Raw genomic sequence first — 15,840 nt, 5'->3', positions numbered from 1 at the left:
ATTTATAATTGCATGAAGCATATCCGTATTTCTACAAAAGTAGATCAATCCTATTTGACCGTAAAAGAAGGCTTCAACCAAAGTCTTTTCAAAAAATTGAGCCCTCCTTTTCCTCCCGTCAAGCTGATAAGATTCGATGGTTCTGTGGAAGGAGATATAGTCTCAATGGAGTTGAATTTTATATTTTTCAAGCAAGTATGGACTTCAGAAATCACAAAAGATCATACAGATAGCAAGGAGTTTTATTTTATAGATCAAGGAATTAAACTGCCATTTTTCTTAAAAAAATGGAAACATAAGCATCGGATAATCAAGGCTAAAAATGGGAGTATCATCCTTGATGAAATATCATACCAAGCGCCTTATGCATGGCTGACTCTCCTCCTTTATCCAGCCCTATACCTACAGTTTTTGTATAGAAAACCCATTTACAAAAAGGTATTCAAAAAAGAATCAAAACTGTAAGTTATCGCAATCTTGAATCTGACAGTCCCCATATAGTACCAATGAGTGGCTTGAAATAGCAGACTCAAACTCCCTACCCATTGCCTCTTTGATAAGGTTCAGCCGCTCATCTGAAAACTCTCGGATTTTTCTACACTGATTGCAGACGTGATGATCATGATGTTTATAGGTAAGCGCCTGCTCATACAAGGCTACCTTATCTTTGAATTGATGCTTAACAGCAAGTCCGCATTCGACTAGCAAGTCCAGTGTGTTGTATATTGTAGCACGGCTGATAGAATATCCCTTATTTCTCATCAATAGAAAAAGACCCTCCACATCTATATGTTCGTCTTGTGGTAAAGCATACAATTCGTCCATAACAGAGTACCTTTCTGGTGTCTTTCTACTGCCTTGCCTCAACAAGAAATTCTCAAAAATCTTCTTTGCTTTTTCTACTACCGTCTTTTCTGCCATGCTTTTTTGAATCTAAAGAACTAAGATGCATGATTTTTTAGATTTTTTCAACTTTATAGATTCTATCTATGATAATTTAGATTGATTTCAATCCACCTTTACACTATTCTTTAACTTTATCGGTATTTTCCCTAAAACTTAATCATTAGCCATATATTCTAAATTAAGACATCGCAATAAAACTATCCAGAAGGTATTAATTGAAAAGCAGAAGGTCAGTAAATGGAAAAGATAGAATCATAACTATAAAAATCTGTCGTAAACAATTAAGTCAAATTATTATTCTTATCTTAAAAGAGAATAAGAACTTCGAAATAAACCCATGACCAAATACTTAAAACATATCGTAACGATCTGCTACCTTATGATAAGTGCAGTTGCTTCAGCACAACTGCCTGGTTTTTTTATGAAAGAAGATAAGAAAAAAGTCACAGTTAAATTTTTAAGTGATAATAACCTAATCATTATTCCTATATCAATCAATGGCAGCGAGCCCTTGAATTTTATCTTGGACACAGGAATCAGAAGTAATATCCTATTCAGTAAGAAAATTGGTGATGAGCTTGGCCTACAATACAGTAGGAAACTCAATCTGGTAGGTGCTGATGGCAAAACAGTACTGACGGCATCTGTGTCCATAAGCAACAGCTTAGATATGGAAAATATACTCGGCCAATATCAAACAGTATTAGTGCTGGATGAAGACTTCTTTGAACTTGAGAAACTTACAGGTGTGCCTATCTATGGGGTAGTAGGATATGAGTTCTTCAAAAATAATCCCATAAAGGTCAATTACGATCAAAGTCAATTAACCTTTTACAAGCAGAATAGGCTAAAATGGCGTCCGATTGGTTTTCGAAAAACACCGCTAAAAATTGAAAATAGCAAACCATATATCCAAAGTGACATAACACAAGTATTAGGAGAAAAACTAGATGCAAAGCTCCTTATCGATACTGGCGCCAATCACGGACTATTGCTCAACTCCGAAACTTCAAGCATTATAAGGATTCCTCCAAATCATTTGGAATCAGATCTTGGGCGATCTTTGGGCGGTGATCTATATGGGCTTGTCGGAAGGTCAAAACGACTCAATATCAATGGTTTAAAGTTCCATAACTTGATTACTTCATTTCCGGAAGAAAGTGATTTCAGTTATATTATCAAAGAATCTGGTAGACAAGGAAGTCTTGGGTCAGAAATTCTCTGCAGAATGGAAATGATCTTTGATTATCAAAGGGAACGACTTTTGTACAGAAGGTCAGCATCGTTCTCTAATTCTTTTGAGTTTGACATGAGTGGTATCACCCCCAAGCAATTGTCTCTTGAAAGTGGAAGAATCTATATAGCCAAAATCAGGGATTCTTCTCCAGCCAGTAGTGCAGGTCTCCAAGAGTTTGATGAAATTATTAAAATAAATAATGTCCCAATCGATTTCTGGAAATTGTCAGAAATCATAAAATATTTCAAATCTGAAGCTGGTAGAGAAATCAAAATTACAATTTTAAGACCTGATTCAAATGATAATTCAAATGTAAAAGAGCTAAATTTCACATTTAAATTAAGACGGATGATTTAAGTAAGTGAAAACCATGAACTCTTCAAAAAATAAATATTGTAGATAAGTTTGTTTATTTTTACATTCACCCAATTCCAATCCAAATTTATCCTATTTTATGTTGCAGCAATGAAAAATAACTCAACTAAAAATAGCTTTGACAATATACTCTTTACCTTGAAAAGGTATAAAGAAGGAGACTTTGAGCTACTTTATATTTCTTCTGAAGTTAGAGAATTGATCAATGGCGACGAAAAATTTTATCAGGAAAGCTTCTTTAGAAGTCTTTTTCCAACGCTGCCATGCTCAATTTTTGAGTTTTTATTTGAGGCTTTGGGTACTGGTGAAAAGATTTTATGCCCCATAATCATCAAAAACAGGAGCTTTCAATTTGTACAAATTGAAGGTTATATCATCAATCAAGAAGATGATACCTATCTTATTACAGCTTTGATTTCTCCTCAAGCGAACCCAAACCATATACCTTATGCTTGGTTGATCACTGCAGACAATGTATTTCACCTTTCTAAAAACAAAAATCAAGAAACTGATTGGAAAAAATTTATCCTAAATAGATTTCCATTCATAGCCGAAAATTCACTTCAAGAGCTTATCCAAGATTCAGCTTCAAAAAGTATTTGTATTTTTCCAGACAGACTTTACCTAACCAAAGAAATATTGGCAAACAAAGTGAGCCTGTTTCAATTGGAGTATCATGATCCTGTCTCATCACGTCACGCTGGACTGCCAAAACCTTCCCGAAGCAATCTTATATACTATGAGATTGATACCAAAACGGGCCAAATGGAACTTAGTGGTGCTATTGAGAAAGTGTTAGGTTATAAAGCTTCAAAATTTGAAAATTTTACTCATTCAAATTGGAAAAAACTTATACACCCTGAAGACAAAAAAGCTTACAATCACGGCTTCAAACAGACTAACCTACTTATTTACAAGTTTTTACATGCAGATGGACATTATGTATTTTTGCAAGATGAAGTAGAAAAAATTCAAAAAGAAGAAAGCCAAGACGAAATCATCATTGGTGTTCTCGGCGACATTTCTGAACTAAAAGAGATAGAAAAGAACTTGTTAGATCACAAGTCTGTCTTAGATGAGCTCACCGCTGTAGTTCCAGGGATAGTATACATGCTCAAAGCTTATCCAGGTGGAAAGCATAAATATATTTTTGTCAGTGAAGGCAGTAAAGAGCTCGCTGGAATTGAGCCCTCCGAGATACTCTTAGATGAAAAGGCTTTAGAAAACCTTATTCATGCAGATGATTTAGATAAGGTTATTCAAGCTGACAAAAATGCTTACCTAAATAATCAAAAATTTGAATCTCAATTCAGAATCCAAACCAAAGATGGTCAGATCAAATGGATACATGGAGCCTCAAATAAGTTGGAAAAATATAAAAATGAATCTATTTGGGCTGGCCTATTTATCGATATCACACAAAGTAAACTTAATGAAGAAAAAGCTTTCCAACAACAAGCAAAATACAAATTACTTTTCAACGAAAACCCAGTTTCCATATTTCACTATGATATAGAGGGAAATATCCTTTCAGCAAATAAAGCATTTCTCTCCAATTTAGGGTTAGAAGACGAATCTAGGCTGATCGGCGAAAATATATTTGAACTTGTAGATGGTCAGAGAATTCAAAAAGCATTAATCGATAGTATAGCTCAAGGTTTTGCTAATTTTGAAGGCGTCTACTATAGCTATTTTAATCAGAAGGTTTTTCAAATCAGATTTAGTTCTAAATCTATAGACGCTAATAGTTTCCAAGCAATTGTAGAAAATATACCTGACCAAGAGTTTGTTCATAATATCTTAGCAGAACTTACTGAAAAAACCTCAAAATATAATGGTCAAGATTTCTTTGATATTTTAACTAACTTTTTATCAAAGAAGTTAGGTACGGAGTATTGTTTCATTGCCGAAATAGATAGCGACAATGATCAAGCTAATGTTATTTCATTTCATAGCAATGGGGAAAAGCAAACAAACTTCTCCTATAAATTGACACATAGTCCCTGTGAAGTTTGTATCGATTCATCGGAACCACTAATTATTTTGACTAACGCCTCAAAAAAATTTCCAAATGATCTTGAGTTAAAAAATTTAAACATCAATACATACATGGGAGTTACCATTTCCGATATCAACGGTCAAAATCTTGGTATGCTAGTATTGATGGACTCCCAACCGATGCACTATAGTCCAGTCTATGAATCTGTTTTGAAAATACTAGCTGACCGAATTGGGGCAGAGTTGGGCAGACTTAGCTATGAGAAAAAACTCTTGACTTCAGAGCTATTGTATAGAAGTATAGCTATCAACTTTCCAAATGGAACGATTGAAGTTTTAGACACTGATTTTACATGTGTATACACAGATGGAAAAGAATATATGCAACAAGGTATTGATCCTGTTGATCTCTTAGAAAAATCTATTCTTGACAGGTATTCTACAGACATAGCACACAAAATCGAAGATCAATTGTCACCAACATTAGAAGGCACTTCGGTGACTTTTGAAATAAGTATAGAAAATCAACATTACCTTAAAAATGCAGTACCATTACGAAACGAACTAGAAGAAATAGATAGAATTTTGCTTGTGACACAAAACATAACAGAATCAAAAAAATCCGAGGAAGAACGCAGTCAGCTGATAAAAGACCTGAAATCACAAAATGAGGAACTTCAAAGATTTGCATATATCATATCTCATAACTTACGAGCACCGATAGTCAACATCACTGCATTACTTGATCTGTACAATGGAACTGAACCAGAAGATCCAGAAAATAGGGAAATCATCGACAACCTGAAAATTGCCACCAATATCCTTAACAACACCCTTCAAGACCTTATAGATGTAGTAGCAATCAAAAAGAATAAACTGCCCAAAATCGATAGAATTGACTTTCGCCTTTTGAGTAACAATATCGAAACTAGTCTAAGCAAGCAAATCGAAGAATCAGGGGCCTTGATTACCAAAGATTTTTCTAATACAGATAGCATTAACTATATCTATTCGCATCTGGAAAACTTCCTTACAAATCTTACAACAAATGCCATCAAATACAGAGACCCAAATAGACAACTTCAGATTGAAATCAAAACCTATGAAAACAATGAGTTTACAGTCATAGAATTCAAAGACAACGGCATAGGGATAGATTTGAAAAGGTATGGAGATAGGATGTTTGGATTGTACCAAAGATTCCATTCTCATGTAGAAGGAAAAGGGCTAGGACTTTACCTCATCAGGGAGCAGATACGAGCACATGATGGAAATCTTTTCGTAGAAAGCGAAGTAGGCAAAGGAACTACTTTTTATATCTACCTAAAAAACCTCATTATCAACACCGAAGGGATTATTTATTGACAATATTGCAAATTAAAAGCAACATCCTTAGTAAATTTACGTCAATATCCTGCAATGTTTGATAAAACAACTATGAAAAAAGCATTAATTCCTATTATTATCATTGCCCTGATTGGGCTATTTGTGTACACAAAATCAGTAGGCGTATACAATACTTTTGTGCAAACCGAAGAAACCATCAATGGGCAATGGGCTGAAGTAGAAACTCAGTATCAACGAAGAGCTGACCTAATCCCAAATTTGGTAAATACCGTGAAAGGTTATGCTGACTTTGAACAGCAAACTTTGACTGGAGTGATAGAAGCAAGAGCGAAAGCCACTTCGATCAACTTACAAGCTGATGATTTGACTCCAGAAAATATTGCTAAATTTCAGCAAGCTCAAGATCAATTGAGTGGTTCATTAAGCAGGTTACTGGTTGCAGTAGAGCGATATCCAGAGCTCAAAGCCAATCAAAACTTCCTAGAACTTCAAGCTCAACTAGAAGGCACAGAGAATAGGATAGCTGTAGCAAGAAGAAACTTCAACCAATCTGTGCAGAGCTATAACTCAAACCTGAGACAGTTTCCAAATAACTTGTTTGCTGGATGGTACGGGTTTGAGCGAAAAGGTTATTTCGAAGCTTCCGCTGGGGCTGAAAATGCTCCTGCTGTAGAATTCTAAAAAAATAAACATGGCCGAAAAACTATTCAGTCAAGCTGACCGATCCAAAATCATCGATGCAATCAAAGCAGCAGAACAAAAAACTTCTGGAGAAATTCAAGTCCATATAGAAAATCACTGTAAAGATGTCCTAGATCGTGCAGCAGAAGTATTTGAAACACTCAAGATGCACCAAACAGAGCACCGCAACGCGGTGCTTTTCTATCTTGCTGTAGCAGATCACAAATTTGCCATCCTAGGAGATGCAGGCATCAATAGTGTGGTGCCCGATGATTTCTGGGAAAACATTAAAAAGAACATGACCATACATTTCAAAGCATCAAATTATACAGACGGGCTTTGTATGGGAATAGAAATGGCTGGCAAACAGCTTCAGCATCATTTCCCTTTTGATCAAAAGGGAGACATCAACGAACTACCTGATGAAATATCCTTTGGATAAAAACATGAATAAAAACCTTATTTTAATCATCTTAACCTTGATTTGCTTAACTTTCAACAGTTACGCTCAAGATGATTTTCCAAAAAAACCCAATCCACCTCGACTAGTAAATGATTTTTCAAATACTTTGAGCACTGCCGAAGTTCAGCGACTTGAAAATAAACTTGTGGCTTACAATGACAGTACCTCATCTCAAGTGAGTATCGTATTAATCAATTCAGTGGGTCCTTATGATATAAGTGACTATGCATTCCAGCTTGGAGATAAATGGGGTATAGGAAGAAAAGACAAGGACAATGGTGTGCTGATCTTAGCCGCTATAAAAGATAGAAAGGTATTCATTGCCACAGGATATGGAATGGAAGGTGTAGTTCCAGATGTACTAGCCAAGCGAATCGTAGAACAGCTCATTGTACCCAATTTCCGAATGGAAGAATATTATACAGGCTTTGATAAGGCAACAGATATGATATTCAAACTGGCTTCAGGTGAATATGAAGCTAATAAAGTAGCTTCATCAGGTAATTCTGGAGGTGCATTGATCATGTTTATGTTTTTTATCTTTCTATTTGTGATCCTTCCATTGATCCGAAACAGAAAAGATAATGACAATCACATGGGAGGTAAAGGTGGAGGAGTTGATCTTTTCACAACCATATTATTGGCAAATATGCTCAAAGGAGGAAGTAAAGGAAAATTTGGAGATTTCTCATCAGGAAGAGGTGGATTTGGCGGCGGTGGCGGATTCGGAGGATTTGGTGGAGGAAGTTTTGGTGGTGGTGGAGCTGGTGGAAGTTGGTAAAAGCGAATTAAAAATCTTTACAATGTCTGGCTAGTATCTACCCGCAGCTATCACAGCCATATCAACGACTAGAGCTTGAGCATCTAGCAACACATTAGCACAGGCTGTCAATGTAGCACCAGTCGTCATCACATCATCTACTAGCAGGATTCTTTTATCCTTTACATTCTCAGATTTTTTGGCACCAAAAACTGATGCTACATTGTCAAGTCTCTTTACTCTTGATTTGCTCGTATGTGTCTGCGTATAAGTGTGCCTTTCAATCAAAGTCACGTATGGTTTCACTAGAGATTTGGATAAGCCTACACCAAATTATTCGCTTTGATTATACTGCCTTCTTCTTAGCTTAGTTTGATGAAGTGGTACTGCAGTGATCACATCCCATTGTAAATCTAAGCCAGCATCTTTCAACAAAAAACCATAAAATACACTCAATTCAATCCCAATCTCGGGCTTGTTTTTATACTTCAGTTGATACAAAAGTCTTTGACTCATATCTTCTTTAGAAAATCTAAGAAAAGACATTACCAGATTAGGCTTTGTCAAACCCATCACCTTGACTACCAAATCATTGTTTTTGGCTGAAGATGATAATTTGTTTTTGGCAAAGTCGCAATACATGAATTGCACAGTGTATTTTCAAAGTCAAATAGACTCTGATTGCAACTTGCACAGGTTTTTGGAAAAACCAATGCTAAAAAATCTTCCCAAAATGTGAAACGCATATCCAAAAAGGCTTGTTAGATCATCATGGCAGCAAAATACCTGTTATATTTGCTAGTTAAATAAAACCCAAGGGAATATAATGAATTTAATAGAGGAATTCAATGATTACAGAAGCCGCATGAATGAAAAAATCATGTCAGCTGACAATAAAGTAATCAAGCGCTTTTTCAACCTAGATACCAATGCTTATGCAGAAGGTACTGTTGATATCAAAACCAAAGAAATGATAGGCTTAGCCTGCTCTATGGTATTGAGATGCGATGATTGTATCAAATATCATTTAGGAAAGTCATTTGAAGCTGGCCTGAAGAAAGAAGAAGTATTTGAAGTATTCTCTATAGCTACTTTGATAGGTGGATCTATAGTAATTCCTCATTTAAGAAGAGCAGTAGAATACTGGGAAGAATTAGAAAAACAACACAAGAATGTTTAAAAAAGAACTGGATTTAGAAAAACGGTGGAACAAACTACTTCAGGGTATACATGAATTGATAGGTAAAAAACCCGCTGATCTAAATGGAGTACTTTTCTTGATAGGAGTACAAGAACTAGGTCAAGGAAATAAAACCTTTACAAAAGAGCAAAAACAAGATCTAATGCACATTGCAATATGTAAAGTATTAAGTCTTGCAGGTTTTTATGAGTTAGAATATATAGACCAAGAAGGTTGGCCTCATTGGAAGTTACTAAAGAAATTACCGCACTTGAATGCTATAGACCAAGAAAAATTTCTAAAAATCCAAGTAATAGAATACTTTGAACAAGAATTTGAAATCGAAATAACCTAATAAGCTTCTTTATTAGCACAAAATTAAACATCTTAAACCCATGAAAATCGTATCCTACAATGTAAACGGGATCAGAGCAGCTCTCAATAAAGGATTTGCTGAATGGTTAACAGCTACTGATCCAGATATTATTGGTCTTCAAGAAGTAAAAGCTTTAGAAAATCAAATTGACAAAAGCATATTCGAAGACATGGGATATCATATATACTGGAATCCAGCAGTAAAAAAAGGATATAGTGGTACAGCAATATTAAGTAAAATCAAACCGAAGCACATAGAACATGGACTTTCTATTCCAGTCTATGATGATGAAGGAAGGATCATCAGAGCTGATTTTGAAGATTTTTCCTTTATGAGCGCATATTTCCCATCCGGTACGACTGGAGATATCAGACAAGACTTCAAGTACAAATTCTTAGATGATATATATGGCTATACTCAAGATTTGAAAAAAAAGATACCAAATCTGATCATCAGTGGTGATTACAACATTTGTCACAAACCTATAGACATCCATAATCCAGTATCAAATAAAAATTCATCAGGCTTTCTACCAGAGGAAAGAGCATGGATGGATAAGTTTACTGAAAATGGATTCCACGATAGTTTCAGGCAACATAACGATTCACCACATCAATATACATGGTGGAGTTATAGAGCAGGGGCAAGAGCAAAAAATCTAGGTTGGAGAATAGACTACCATATGGTCACAGATCCAATCAAAGATAAAGTGATGCAAGCATTGATATTACCAGAGGCAATGCACTCGGATCATTGTCCGATAATGATAGAATTACAAAAATGAAATAATCAAAAAAAATATTCATTCATCAACAAAAGCTTAATGAAATCTATTAAAATTTCAATCCCATCTCTGATTGAGAACATAAAAATCATAGAGAGCTTCATCGACAATGCCCGAGAAAGGTTCCATATCGATGACGATATCTATGGAAATATTATGATTTCAGTCACCGAATGTGTCAGTAATGCAATATTGCATGGCAATGAAAGCAATTCGAGCAAGGCAGTCGATCTGGAACTTCATTTTGAAGATGATCAAGTTAAGTTTATCATAACAGATGAAGGTAAAGGATTTGATTACAATGAATTACAAGATCCGACAGAACCTGAAAACTTAGAAAAAGCAGGAGGAAGAGGCATTTTCATCATGAAGCATTTATCAGATGATGTTACTTTCGAAGATGAGGGAAGAAAAACCATTTTAACATTTTATATGTAAGTATGGCTATTTCTTTTTTTAATGAGGACAGAAAATTCAGGCTAACTCAAAAGCTTAAACATAAAAGTTGGCTAAAAAAAATAGCAATTTCAGAAGGCTATAAAATCTTAGATTTGAATTATATCTTTTGTTCAGATGAATATTTACATAAGATTAATGTAGAATATCTCGATCACGACACATATACAGATATCATTACATTTGATAATTCTGAGAAAGAAAATACTATAGAAGGAGATATTTTCATAAGTCTGGACAGAGTCGAAGACAACGCCAAAGACGAGAAAACTCCTTTCGAAATAGAATTACTAAGAGTACTAAGCCACGGATTACTTCACCTTATGGGATATAAAGATAAAACCAAAAGTGAAGCCAAAGAAATGAGATTAAAAGAAGATCAATCTATATCTATCTTTCAAGAGATATAAAGTGTTCCACGTGGAACACTTATAGTAAAATAAAAATTAAAAATACAGTGTTCCACGTGGAACACTTCAATAAATATAATATGTTTCCAGAATATGATGTCATAGTAGTAGGAGCGGGGCATGCAGGCTGTGAAGCTGCACATGCCGCGGCAAAGATGGGTTCTAAGGTATTACTGTGTACTATGAATATGAATACCATAGCGCAAATGTCATGCAATCCAGCAATGGGAGGTGTCGCTAAAGGACAAATTGTAAGGGAAATTGATGCCTTAGGAGGGATGTCAGGTATAATTTCTGACAAATCTATGATACAATTTAGAATGTTAAACCGTTCGAAAGGTCCTGCCATGTGGTCTCCAAGAACGCAAAATGATAGGATGAGATTTGCAGAAGAATGGCGTTTAGCATTGGAACAGACGCCAAACGTAGAATTTTGGCAAGAGATGATTACTGGACTAATTACCAAAGACAAAAGAGTAATAGGAGTAAGGACAAGTATTGGACTTGAAGTAAAAGGAAAGTCAGTTGTACTAACAAATGGTACTTTCTTGAATGGACTTATTCATATAGGTGAAAAGCAATTTGGAGGAGGGAGGACAGGTGAAGGAGCAGCAAAGGGAATAACAGAACAACTGGTACAATTGGGTTTTGAAGCGGGTAGAATGAAGACTGGTACACCTCCAAGAGTGGATGGTAGATCACTTGATTATTCAAAAATGGAGATTCAATATGGAGATGAAAAACCCGAAAAATTTTCATACTCTGATGAAACACAACCCTTAAAAAATCAACATACTTGCTGGATTACCTATACCAATAAAAATGTACACCAAACACTAGAAACAGGATTCGATAGGTCTCCAATGTTCAATGGAAGAATTCAAGGTTTGGGGCCTAGATACTGTCCTTCTATTGAAGACAAAATCAATAGATTTGCTGAAAGAGAAAGACACCAGATCTTTGTAGAACCAGAGGGGTGGAATACTGTAGAAATGTATATCAATGGATTTTCGACTTCACTTCCAGAAGATGTGCAATACGAAGCAATGAGGAAAATCCCTGGTTTTGAAAATGCAAAAATGTTCAGACCAGGATATGCAATAGAGTATGATTTCTTTCCACCTACACAATTGAAATTGACACTAGAAACTCAATTGATTGAGAACTTGTATTTTGCTGGTCAGATAAACGGAACTACAGGATATGAAGAAGCTGCATCACAAGGCTTAGTAGCAGGAATCAATGCTTCTTTGAAAGTACAAGAAAAAGATCCATTTCTGCTAAAAAGATCAGATGCCTATATTGGCGTACTTATAGATGATCTAATCAATAAGGGGACTGAAGAACCATATAGAATGTTTACTTCTAGAGCGGAATTCAGACTTCTACTGAGGCAAGATAATGCAGATCTTAGATTAACTCAAATAGGGCATGATATAGGACTTGCTGATGATGTAAGATTAGAAAAAGTGTTGTCAAAAAAACAAAATACAGCAAAATTAATCAACGATCTCAAACAAAAAAGATTGAGTCCAGACCTCATCAATGATGGCTTAGAAAACTTAGAAACAGCTACAATCAAAGAAAAAGTAACTGTCGATAAGCTAATCAAAAGACCACAACTTGGTATTAGAGATATTGCAACTCTCGATGAAGAGCTGAAATCATACGTAGCCAAATATGAGGAAGATGTAATAGACCAAGCTGAGATACAAATCAAGTATGAAAGCTACATCGACAAAGAACAACAAATGGTGGAAAAATTGAACAACATGGAGAACTATAGAATTCCATTGAGCTTTGATTACTTAACTGTATCAGCATTATCCGCAGAAGGAAGACAAAAACTCCATAAAATCAGGCCAGAAACACTCGGTCAAGCTTCAAGAATCTCTGGAGTATCTCCAGCTGACCTATCTATATTGACTGTTTACTTAGGAAGATAAAATGTATCAAAAATTAACCAAATGCCCACTTTGCTTGAGTGGGCATTTTCATGTTTTTAAAACTATCAAAGATCACGCTGTATCTGAGGAAACATTCACTTTATGCAAATGTGAAGATTGTAAACTTATTTTTACCAATCCAAGACCAAGCGAAAATGATATAGGGAAGTACTATCAATTCGATAATTACGTTTCACACAAAGACAAAGGAAACAACCTCATCAACCTTATATACAAACAGGTTCGAAAAATTACACTCAAAACAAAGATTGGATGGATCAAAGAGTACACACCTTCAAAAGGAAGTCTCTTAGACTATGGATGTGGTACTGGTTATTTCTTGAAAGAAGCTAAAGTCAATGGTTGGAACGTATCCGGTATTGAACCCAATCAAGATGCCAGAGCGATAGCCAATAAATTTGATATCAATGTCTTTGATTCGATAGAAAAGCTTGATGATAATAACAGGTATGATACCATTACATTATTTCATGTCCTAGAACATATACACAATCTCAATTCGACTATTGAGAATCTCATTCAAAAACTGAATTATAATGGTCTTTTATTCATAGCAGTACCCAATCATCAATCACATGATGCTAATGCATATCAAGAAAATTGGGCAGCATGGGATGTCCCGAGACACTTGTACCACTTTGATCAAGTAAGCATGCAGAACTTCGCATCAATTCATCAGCTAGAAATAATAGCACAAAAACCAATGCTATTTGATAGCTATTATGTATCACTTCTATCAGCGTCTTACGATTCAAAAAATAAGATACTAGCACCACTTAACGCATTCATGAATGGCTGGAAATCTAATGCAACAGCCAAAAGCGATAATAATTACTCTAGCATAATGTTTATTTTAAAGAAAAAATGAAATTCATAAAATATATATTGGCAATTATCATCATAATTTGCATAAAATCTTGTGCAAAGGTAAGTACACCCATGGGAGGGGAAAAAGATGAAGATCCACCCATTCTTATAAGTATGAAGCCTTCTAATGAGTCCATAAATATAAAGCCAACAACTATAGAGCTTGAATTCAATGAGTACATAAAACTGGAAAATGCCAATAAACAAATCATAGTCACACCTAGAATCAATAAGGACGAAATGGTAGCGACAGCTATTAAAAATAAAGTCAATATCAAACTAAATCAAGAACTAGAAGATAGCACGACTTATGTGTTCAATTTTCAAAAATCCATACAAGACATTACTGAAGGAAATCCAGCAGAAAACTTAAAATTGGTATTCTCCACAGGAAATGAAATAGATAGTCTAAAGTTCACTGGAAGGGTATCCTATGTATTTCCTCAAAAGGATAAATTCATCAAAGATGTACTCATAGGACTATATGAAAAAAATGATACCACAGACGTACTTCTAGCACCACCATACTACATAGCAGCTGCAGACACAGCAGGTAGATTCGAGATCACCAATATCAAAGCAGGAGAATACAGGGCATATGCATGGCATGATTCAAACAATACATTGAAGGCCGAAGACAAATCAGAGGCTTATGCATTTTTTGGGGACACTATCACTATCAATGATGATATCAACGATGTACAATTCCTCTTATCAAAAGCAGACTTAAGCGATCTAAGAATTAATAGGGCATCTACTACAGGGGAAAATTATGATGTAGTATTAAGTAAAGACCCAGTATCTATACAGGTGGATCATAAAGATTTTGGAAACGAGCTATTCTACAGAAAAAATGAAAAGAACTTAAGATTCTATCATACTTCACTTAGGAACGACAGCATTCAGATAGCATTAAATCTAAGAGATTCTGTCGGCTTCAAAGTAGATACTTTGATATACCTGAAATTTGAAGAAAGTGATAGAAGAAAAGAAGCACTCGAAACCACTACTAATACTGGCACATCTTTTCTCAAAAAAATTCAAGCAGAATTTAGCTTCAACAAACCAATCAAAGAGATCAAATATGATTCACTGTTTGTCAAGTATGATTCAGCATCTATAATTCCCATTGAACCCAAATGGGTATATCTTCCAGATAGTAGTCTATTCACAAAGATCAAAATAGATATTCCTATACCAGATAGCATCAGCAATAGTACATTTCAAATCTTTGCAGCTGACTCTACATTCTTTGACATAGAGAATATGTTCAATGAAAAGAAAATAGAGGCAAATTATAAGAAACTAAATCCAGAGACATTAGTAACAGAGCTATTGGTTACTATAGATTCTGAAAAAAGACCTCTAATACTTGAATTATTAGATAAATCAGGTAAAATATACAAAACTGTATATTTAACTGAAACAAACAAACACTCTTTCCTAAACTTAGAACCAGCTACTTATCAACTTAGAGTAATAGTAGATGAAAATAAAAACAGAAAGTGGGATCCTTCAAACATGAGAGAAAATAGACAAGCAGAACAAGTATGGTACTATACCAATCCTGATGATCCAAAATCCTACGATATACCATTGAAAGCAGGATGGACAAATGAAATAACAGTAATACCAAGAACCAAGAGACCAGTCATCTCCGAGCCAATCATAACAGATGATGAAAACGAATCAGCTACAGAAATTGATGTTAAAGAACCTGTAGAAGAAGAGGAAACAAGTATGTAGATAAGCATGTAAAAACGTGTGGATAAGTGTAGATAACATGAGCATATCTACCTACTTATCCCAAAAGCTAAAACGAACTATCCCACTTTTAGAGAAATATGAGGATAACTGATAAATCATAAACAGTAATCCACAATTCTAAACACAAAAAGTTACAGACAATTATCTCAAATAAGATTATACACACCAATTTGAAAAGTAAAATCGAATAGATACATAATCAGTAAGTTAAGATCAAAAAGACTGTGTATAAAAAGTGGATAAACAGTTAAAATTATCAATTAGCC

The 15,840-nt window shown here is 35.0% G+C and carries 17 protein-coding genes; 14 read left to right on the top strand and 3 right to left on the bottom strand.

Translation table 11 applies throughout. The features are described 5' to 3' along the window. The first annotated feature begins 12 nt into the window (after positions 1-12). Positions 13-465, top strand: a complete 453-nt coding sequence (locus MM239_RS00870; RefSeq protein ID WP_241345870.1) for an SRPBCC family protein — start codon at positions 13-15, stop codon at positions 463-465. On the opposite strand, the gene MM239_RS00865 is transcribed toward MM239_RS00870, so the two are convergent. Further along, positions 454-921 (bottom strand): Fur family transcriptional regulator, encoded by a 468-nt coding sequence (locus tag MM239_RS00865; protein WP_241345869.1) that lies wholly within the window; start codon positions 919-921, stop codon positions 454-456. The two genes, MM239_RS00870 and MM239_RS00865, sit on opposite strands and share 12 nt — an antisense overlap. Positions 922-1,243: 322 nt before the next feature. On the opposite strand from MM239_RS00865, the gene MM239_RS00860 reads away from it, so the two are divergent. The 5 genes from MM239_RS00860 (at position 1,244) to MM239_RS00840 (ending at position 7,788) form a co-directional block, all read left to right on the top strand. Then, positions 1,244-2,500, top strand: a complete 1,257-nt coding sequence (locus tag MM239_RS00860; RefSeq protein WP_241345868.1) for an aspartyl protease family protein — start codon at positions 1,244-1,246, stop codon at positions 2,498-2,500. Positions 2,501-2,608: 108 nt separating this feature from the next. After that, on the top strand, positions 2,609-5,881 hold the full coding sequence (locus MM239_RS00855; RefSeq protein WP_241345867.1) for a PAS domain-containing protein: 3,273 nt from the start codon (positions 2,609-2,611) through the stop codon (positions 5,879-5,881). A 72-nt stretch (positions 5,882-5,953) separates the two neighbouring features. Then, positions 5,954-6,544, top strand: coding sequence for a LemA family protein (locus MM239_RS00850; protein WP_241345866.1), 591 nt, complete (start codon positions 5,954-5,956; stop codon positions 6,542-6,544). Between the two features lie 10 nt (positions 6,545-6,554). Continuing rightward, positions 6,555-6,986 carry a TPM domain-containing protein gene (locus tag MM239_RS00845; RefSeq protein WP_241345865.1) on the top strand — a complete coding sequence of 144 codons (432 nt, stop codon included), beginning with the start codon at positions 6,555-6,557 and terminating at the stop codon, positions 6,984-6,986. Between the two features lie 4 nt (positions 6,987-6,990). Continuing rightward, on the top strand, positions 6,991-7,788 hold the full coding sequence (locus MM239_RS00840; protein ID WP_241345864.1) for a TPM domain-containing protein: 798 nt from the start codon (positions 6,991-6,993) through the stop codon (positions 7,786-7,788). A 30-nt stretch (positions 7,789-7,818) separates the two neighbouring features. On the opposite strand, the gene MM239_RS21065 is transcribed toward MM239_RS00840, so the two are convergent. Together MM239_RS21065 and MM239_RS21060 are read right to left on the bottom strand one after the other, a co-directional pair. After that, complete coding sequence (locus MM239_RS21065; RefSeq protein ID WP_317235586.1) at positions 7,819-8,073, bottom strand: ComF family protein; 255 nt, start codon at positions 8,071-8,073, stop codon at positions 7,819-7,821. A 27-nt stretch (positions 8,074-8,100) separates the two neighbouring features. Continuing rightward, complete coding sequence (locus MM239_RS21060) at positions 8,101-8,409, bottom strand: ComF family protein (protein WP_317235585.1); 309 nt, start codon at positions 8,407-8,409, stop codon at positions 8,101-8,103. A 184-nt stretch (positions 8,410-8,593) separates the two neighbouring features. Between MM239_RS21060 and MM239_RS00830 the strand changes: the two genes are divergently transcribed. The 8 genes from MM239_RS00830 (at position 8,594) to MM239_RS00795 (ending at position 15,553) form a co-directional block, all read left to right on the top strand. After that, on the top strand, positions 8,594-8,947 hold the full coding sequence (locus MM239_RS00830; RefSeq protein WP_241345863.1) for a carboxymuconolactone decarboxylase family protein: 354 nt from the start codon (positions 8,594-8,596) through the stop codon (positions 8,945-8,947). Beyond that, positions 8,940-9,302: a hypothetical protein gene (locus MM239_RS00825; RefSeq protein WP_241345862.1), complete on the top strand. Its 363-nt coding sequence runs from the start codon at positions 8,940-8,942 to the stop codon at positions 9,300-9,302. The genes MM239_RS00830 and MM239_RS00825 overlap by 8 nt, the downstream gene beginning before the upstream one ends. 40 nt (positions 9,303-9,342) lie before the next feature. Then, the gene (locus MM239_RS00820) at positions 9,343-10,107 is read left to right on the top strand and encodes an exodeoxyribonuclease III (protein WP_241345861.1); all 765 of its coding nucleotides are present in this window, start codon (positions 9,343-9,345) and stop codon (positions 10,105-10,107) included. Between the two features lie 39 nt (positions 10,108-10,146). Then, the gene (locus tag MM239_RS00815) at positions 10,147-10,545 is read left to right on the top strand and encodes an ATP-binding protein (protein ID WP_241345860.1); all 399 of its coding nucleotides are present in this window, start codon (positions 10,147-10,149) and stop codon (positions 10,543-10,545) included. A 2-nt stretch (positions 10,546-10,547) separates the two neighbouring features. Beyond that, complete coding sequence (gene ybeY, locus MM239_RS00810) at positions 10,548-10,973, top strand: rRNA maturation RNase YbeY (RefSeq protein ID WP_241345859.1); 426 nt, start codon at positions 10,548-10,550, stop codon at positions 10,971-10,973. A gap of 80 nt (positions 10,974-11,053) precedes the next feature. After that, the gene (gene mnmG / locus MM239_RS00805) at positions 11,054-12,919 is read left to right on the top strand and encodes a tRNA uridine-5-carboxymethylaminomethyl(34) synthesis enzyme MnmG (protein WP_241345858.1); all 1,866 of its coding nucleotides are present in this window, start codon (positions 11,054-11,056) and stop codon (positions 12,917-12,919) included. A 1-nt stretch (position 12,920) separates the two neighbouring features. After that, complete coding sequence (locus MM239_RS00800; protein WP_241345857.1) at positions 12,921-13,808, top strand: class I SAM-dependent methyltransferase; 888 nt, start codon at positions 12,921-12,923, stop codon at positions 13,806-13,808. Next, on the top strand, positions 13,805-15,553 hold the full coding sequence (locus MM239_RS00795) for an Ig-like domain-containing domain (RefSeq protein ID WP_241345856.1): 1,749 nt from the start codon (positions 13,805-13,807) through the stop codon (positions 15,551-15,553). The genes MM239_RS00800 and MM239_RS00795 overlap by 4 nt, the downstream gene beginning before the upstream one ends. Positions 15,554-15,840: the final 287 nt, after the last annotated feature.

This window comes from Belliella filtrata (assembly GCF_022549775.1).
GTDB classification, from domain to species: Bacteria; Bacteroidota; Bacteroidia; order Cytophagales; family Cyclobacteriaceae; genus Belliella; species Belliella filtrata.
Note: the sequence above shows the minus strand (reverse complement) of the source record. Positions and strands in the feature narration are given on the sequence as shown.

Excerpts from the sequence above, each read along its gene's own strand:
- MM239_RS00840 (WP_241345864.1), top strand. The coding sequence starts at position 6,991 with ATGAATAAAAACCTTATTTTAATCATCTTAACCTTGATTTGCTTAACT.
- MM239_RS00860 (WP_241345868.1), top strand. The coding sequence starts at position 1,244 with ATGACCAAATACTTAAAACATATCGTAACGATCTGCTACCTTATGATA.
- MM239_RS00825 (WP_241345862.1), top strand. The coding sequence starts at position 8,940 with ATGTTTAAAAAAGAACTGGATTTAGAAAAACGGTGGAACAAACTACTT.
- MM239_RS00845 (WP_241345865.1), top strand. The coding sequence starts at position 6,555 with ATGGCCGAAAAACTATTCAGTCAAGCTGACCGATCCAAAATCATCGAT.
- MM239_RS00850 (WP_241345866.1), top strand. The coding sequence starts at position 5,954 with ATGAAAAAAGCATTAATTCCTATTATTATCATTGCCCTGATTGGGCTA.
- ybeY (WP_241345859.1), top strand. The coding sequence starts at position 10,548 with ATGGCTATTTCTTTTTTTAATGAGGACAGAAAATTCAGGCTAACTCAA.
- MM239_RS00800 (WP_241345857.1), top strand. The coding sequence starts at position 12,921 with ATGTATCAAAAATTAACCAAATGCCCACTTTGCTTGAGTGGGCATTTT.
- mnmG (WP_241345858.1), top strand. The coding sequence starts at position 11,054 with ATGTTTCCAGAATATGATGTCATAGTAGTAGGAGCGGGGCATGCAGGC.
- MM239_RS21060 (WP_317235585.1), bottom strand. The coding sequence starts at position 8,409 with ATGTATTGCGACTTTGCCAAAAACAAATTATCATCTTCAGCCAAAAAC.
- MM239_RS00795 (WP_241345856.1), top strand. The coding sequence starts at position 13,805 with ATGAAATTCATAAAATATATATTGGCAATTATCATCATAATTTGCATA.
- MM239_RS00820 (WP_241345861.1), top strand. The coding sequence starts at position 9,343 with ATGAAAATCGTATCCTACAATGTAAACGGGATCAGAGCAGCTCTCAAT.
- MM239_RS00855 (WP_241345867.1), top strand. The coding sequence starts at position 2,609 with ATGAAAAATAACTCAACTAAAAATAGCTTTGACAATATACTCTTTACC.
- MM239_RS00865 (WP_241345869.1), bottom strand. The coding sequence starts at position 921 with ATGGCAGAAAAGACGGTAGTAGAAAAAGCAAAGAAGATTTTTGAGAAT.
- MM239_RS00870 (WP_241345870.1), top strand. The coding sequence starts at position 13 with ATGAAGCATATCCGTATTTCTACAAAAGTAGATCAATCCTATTTGACC.
- MM239_RS00830 (WP_241345863.1), top strand. The coding sequence starts at position 8,594 with ATGAATTTAATAGAGGAATTCAATGATTACAGAAGCCGCATGAATGAA.
- MM239_RS00815 (WP_241345860.1), top strand. The coding sequence starts at position 10,147 with ATGAAATCTATTAAAATTTCAATCCCATCTCTGATTGAGAACATAAAA.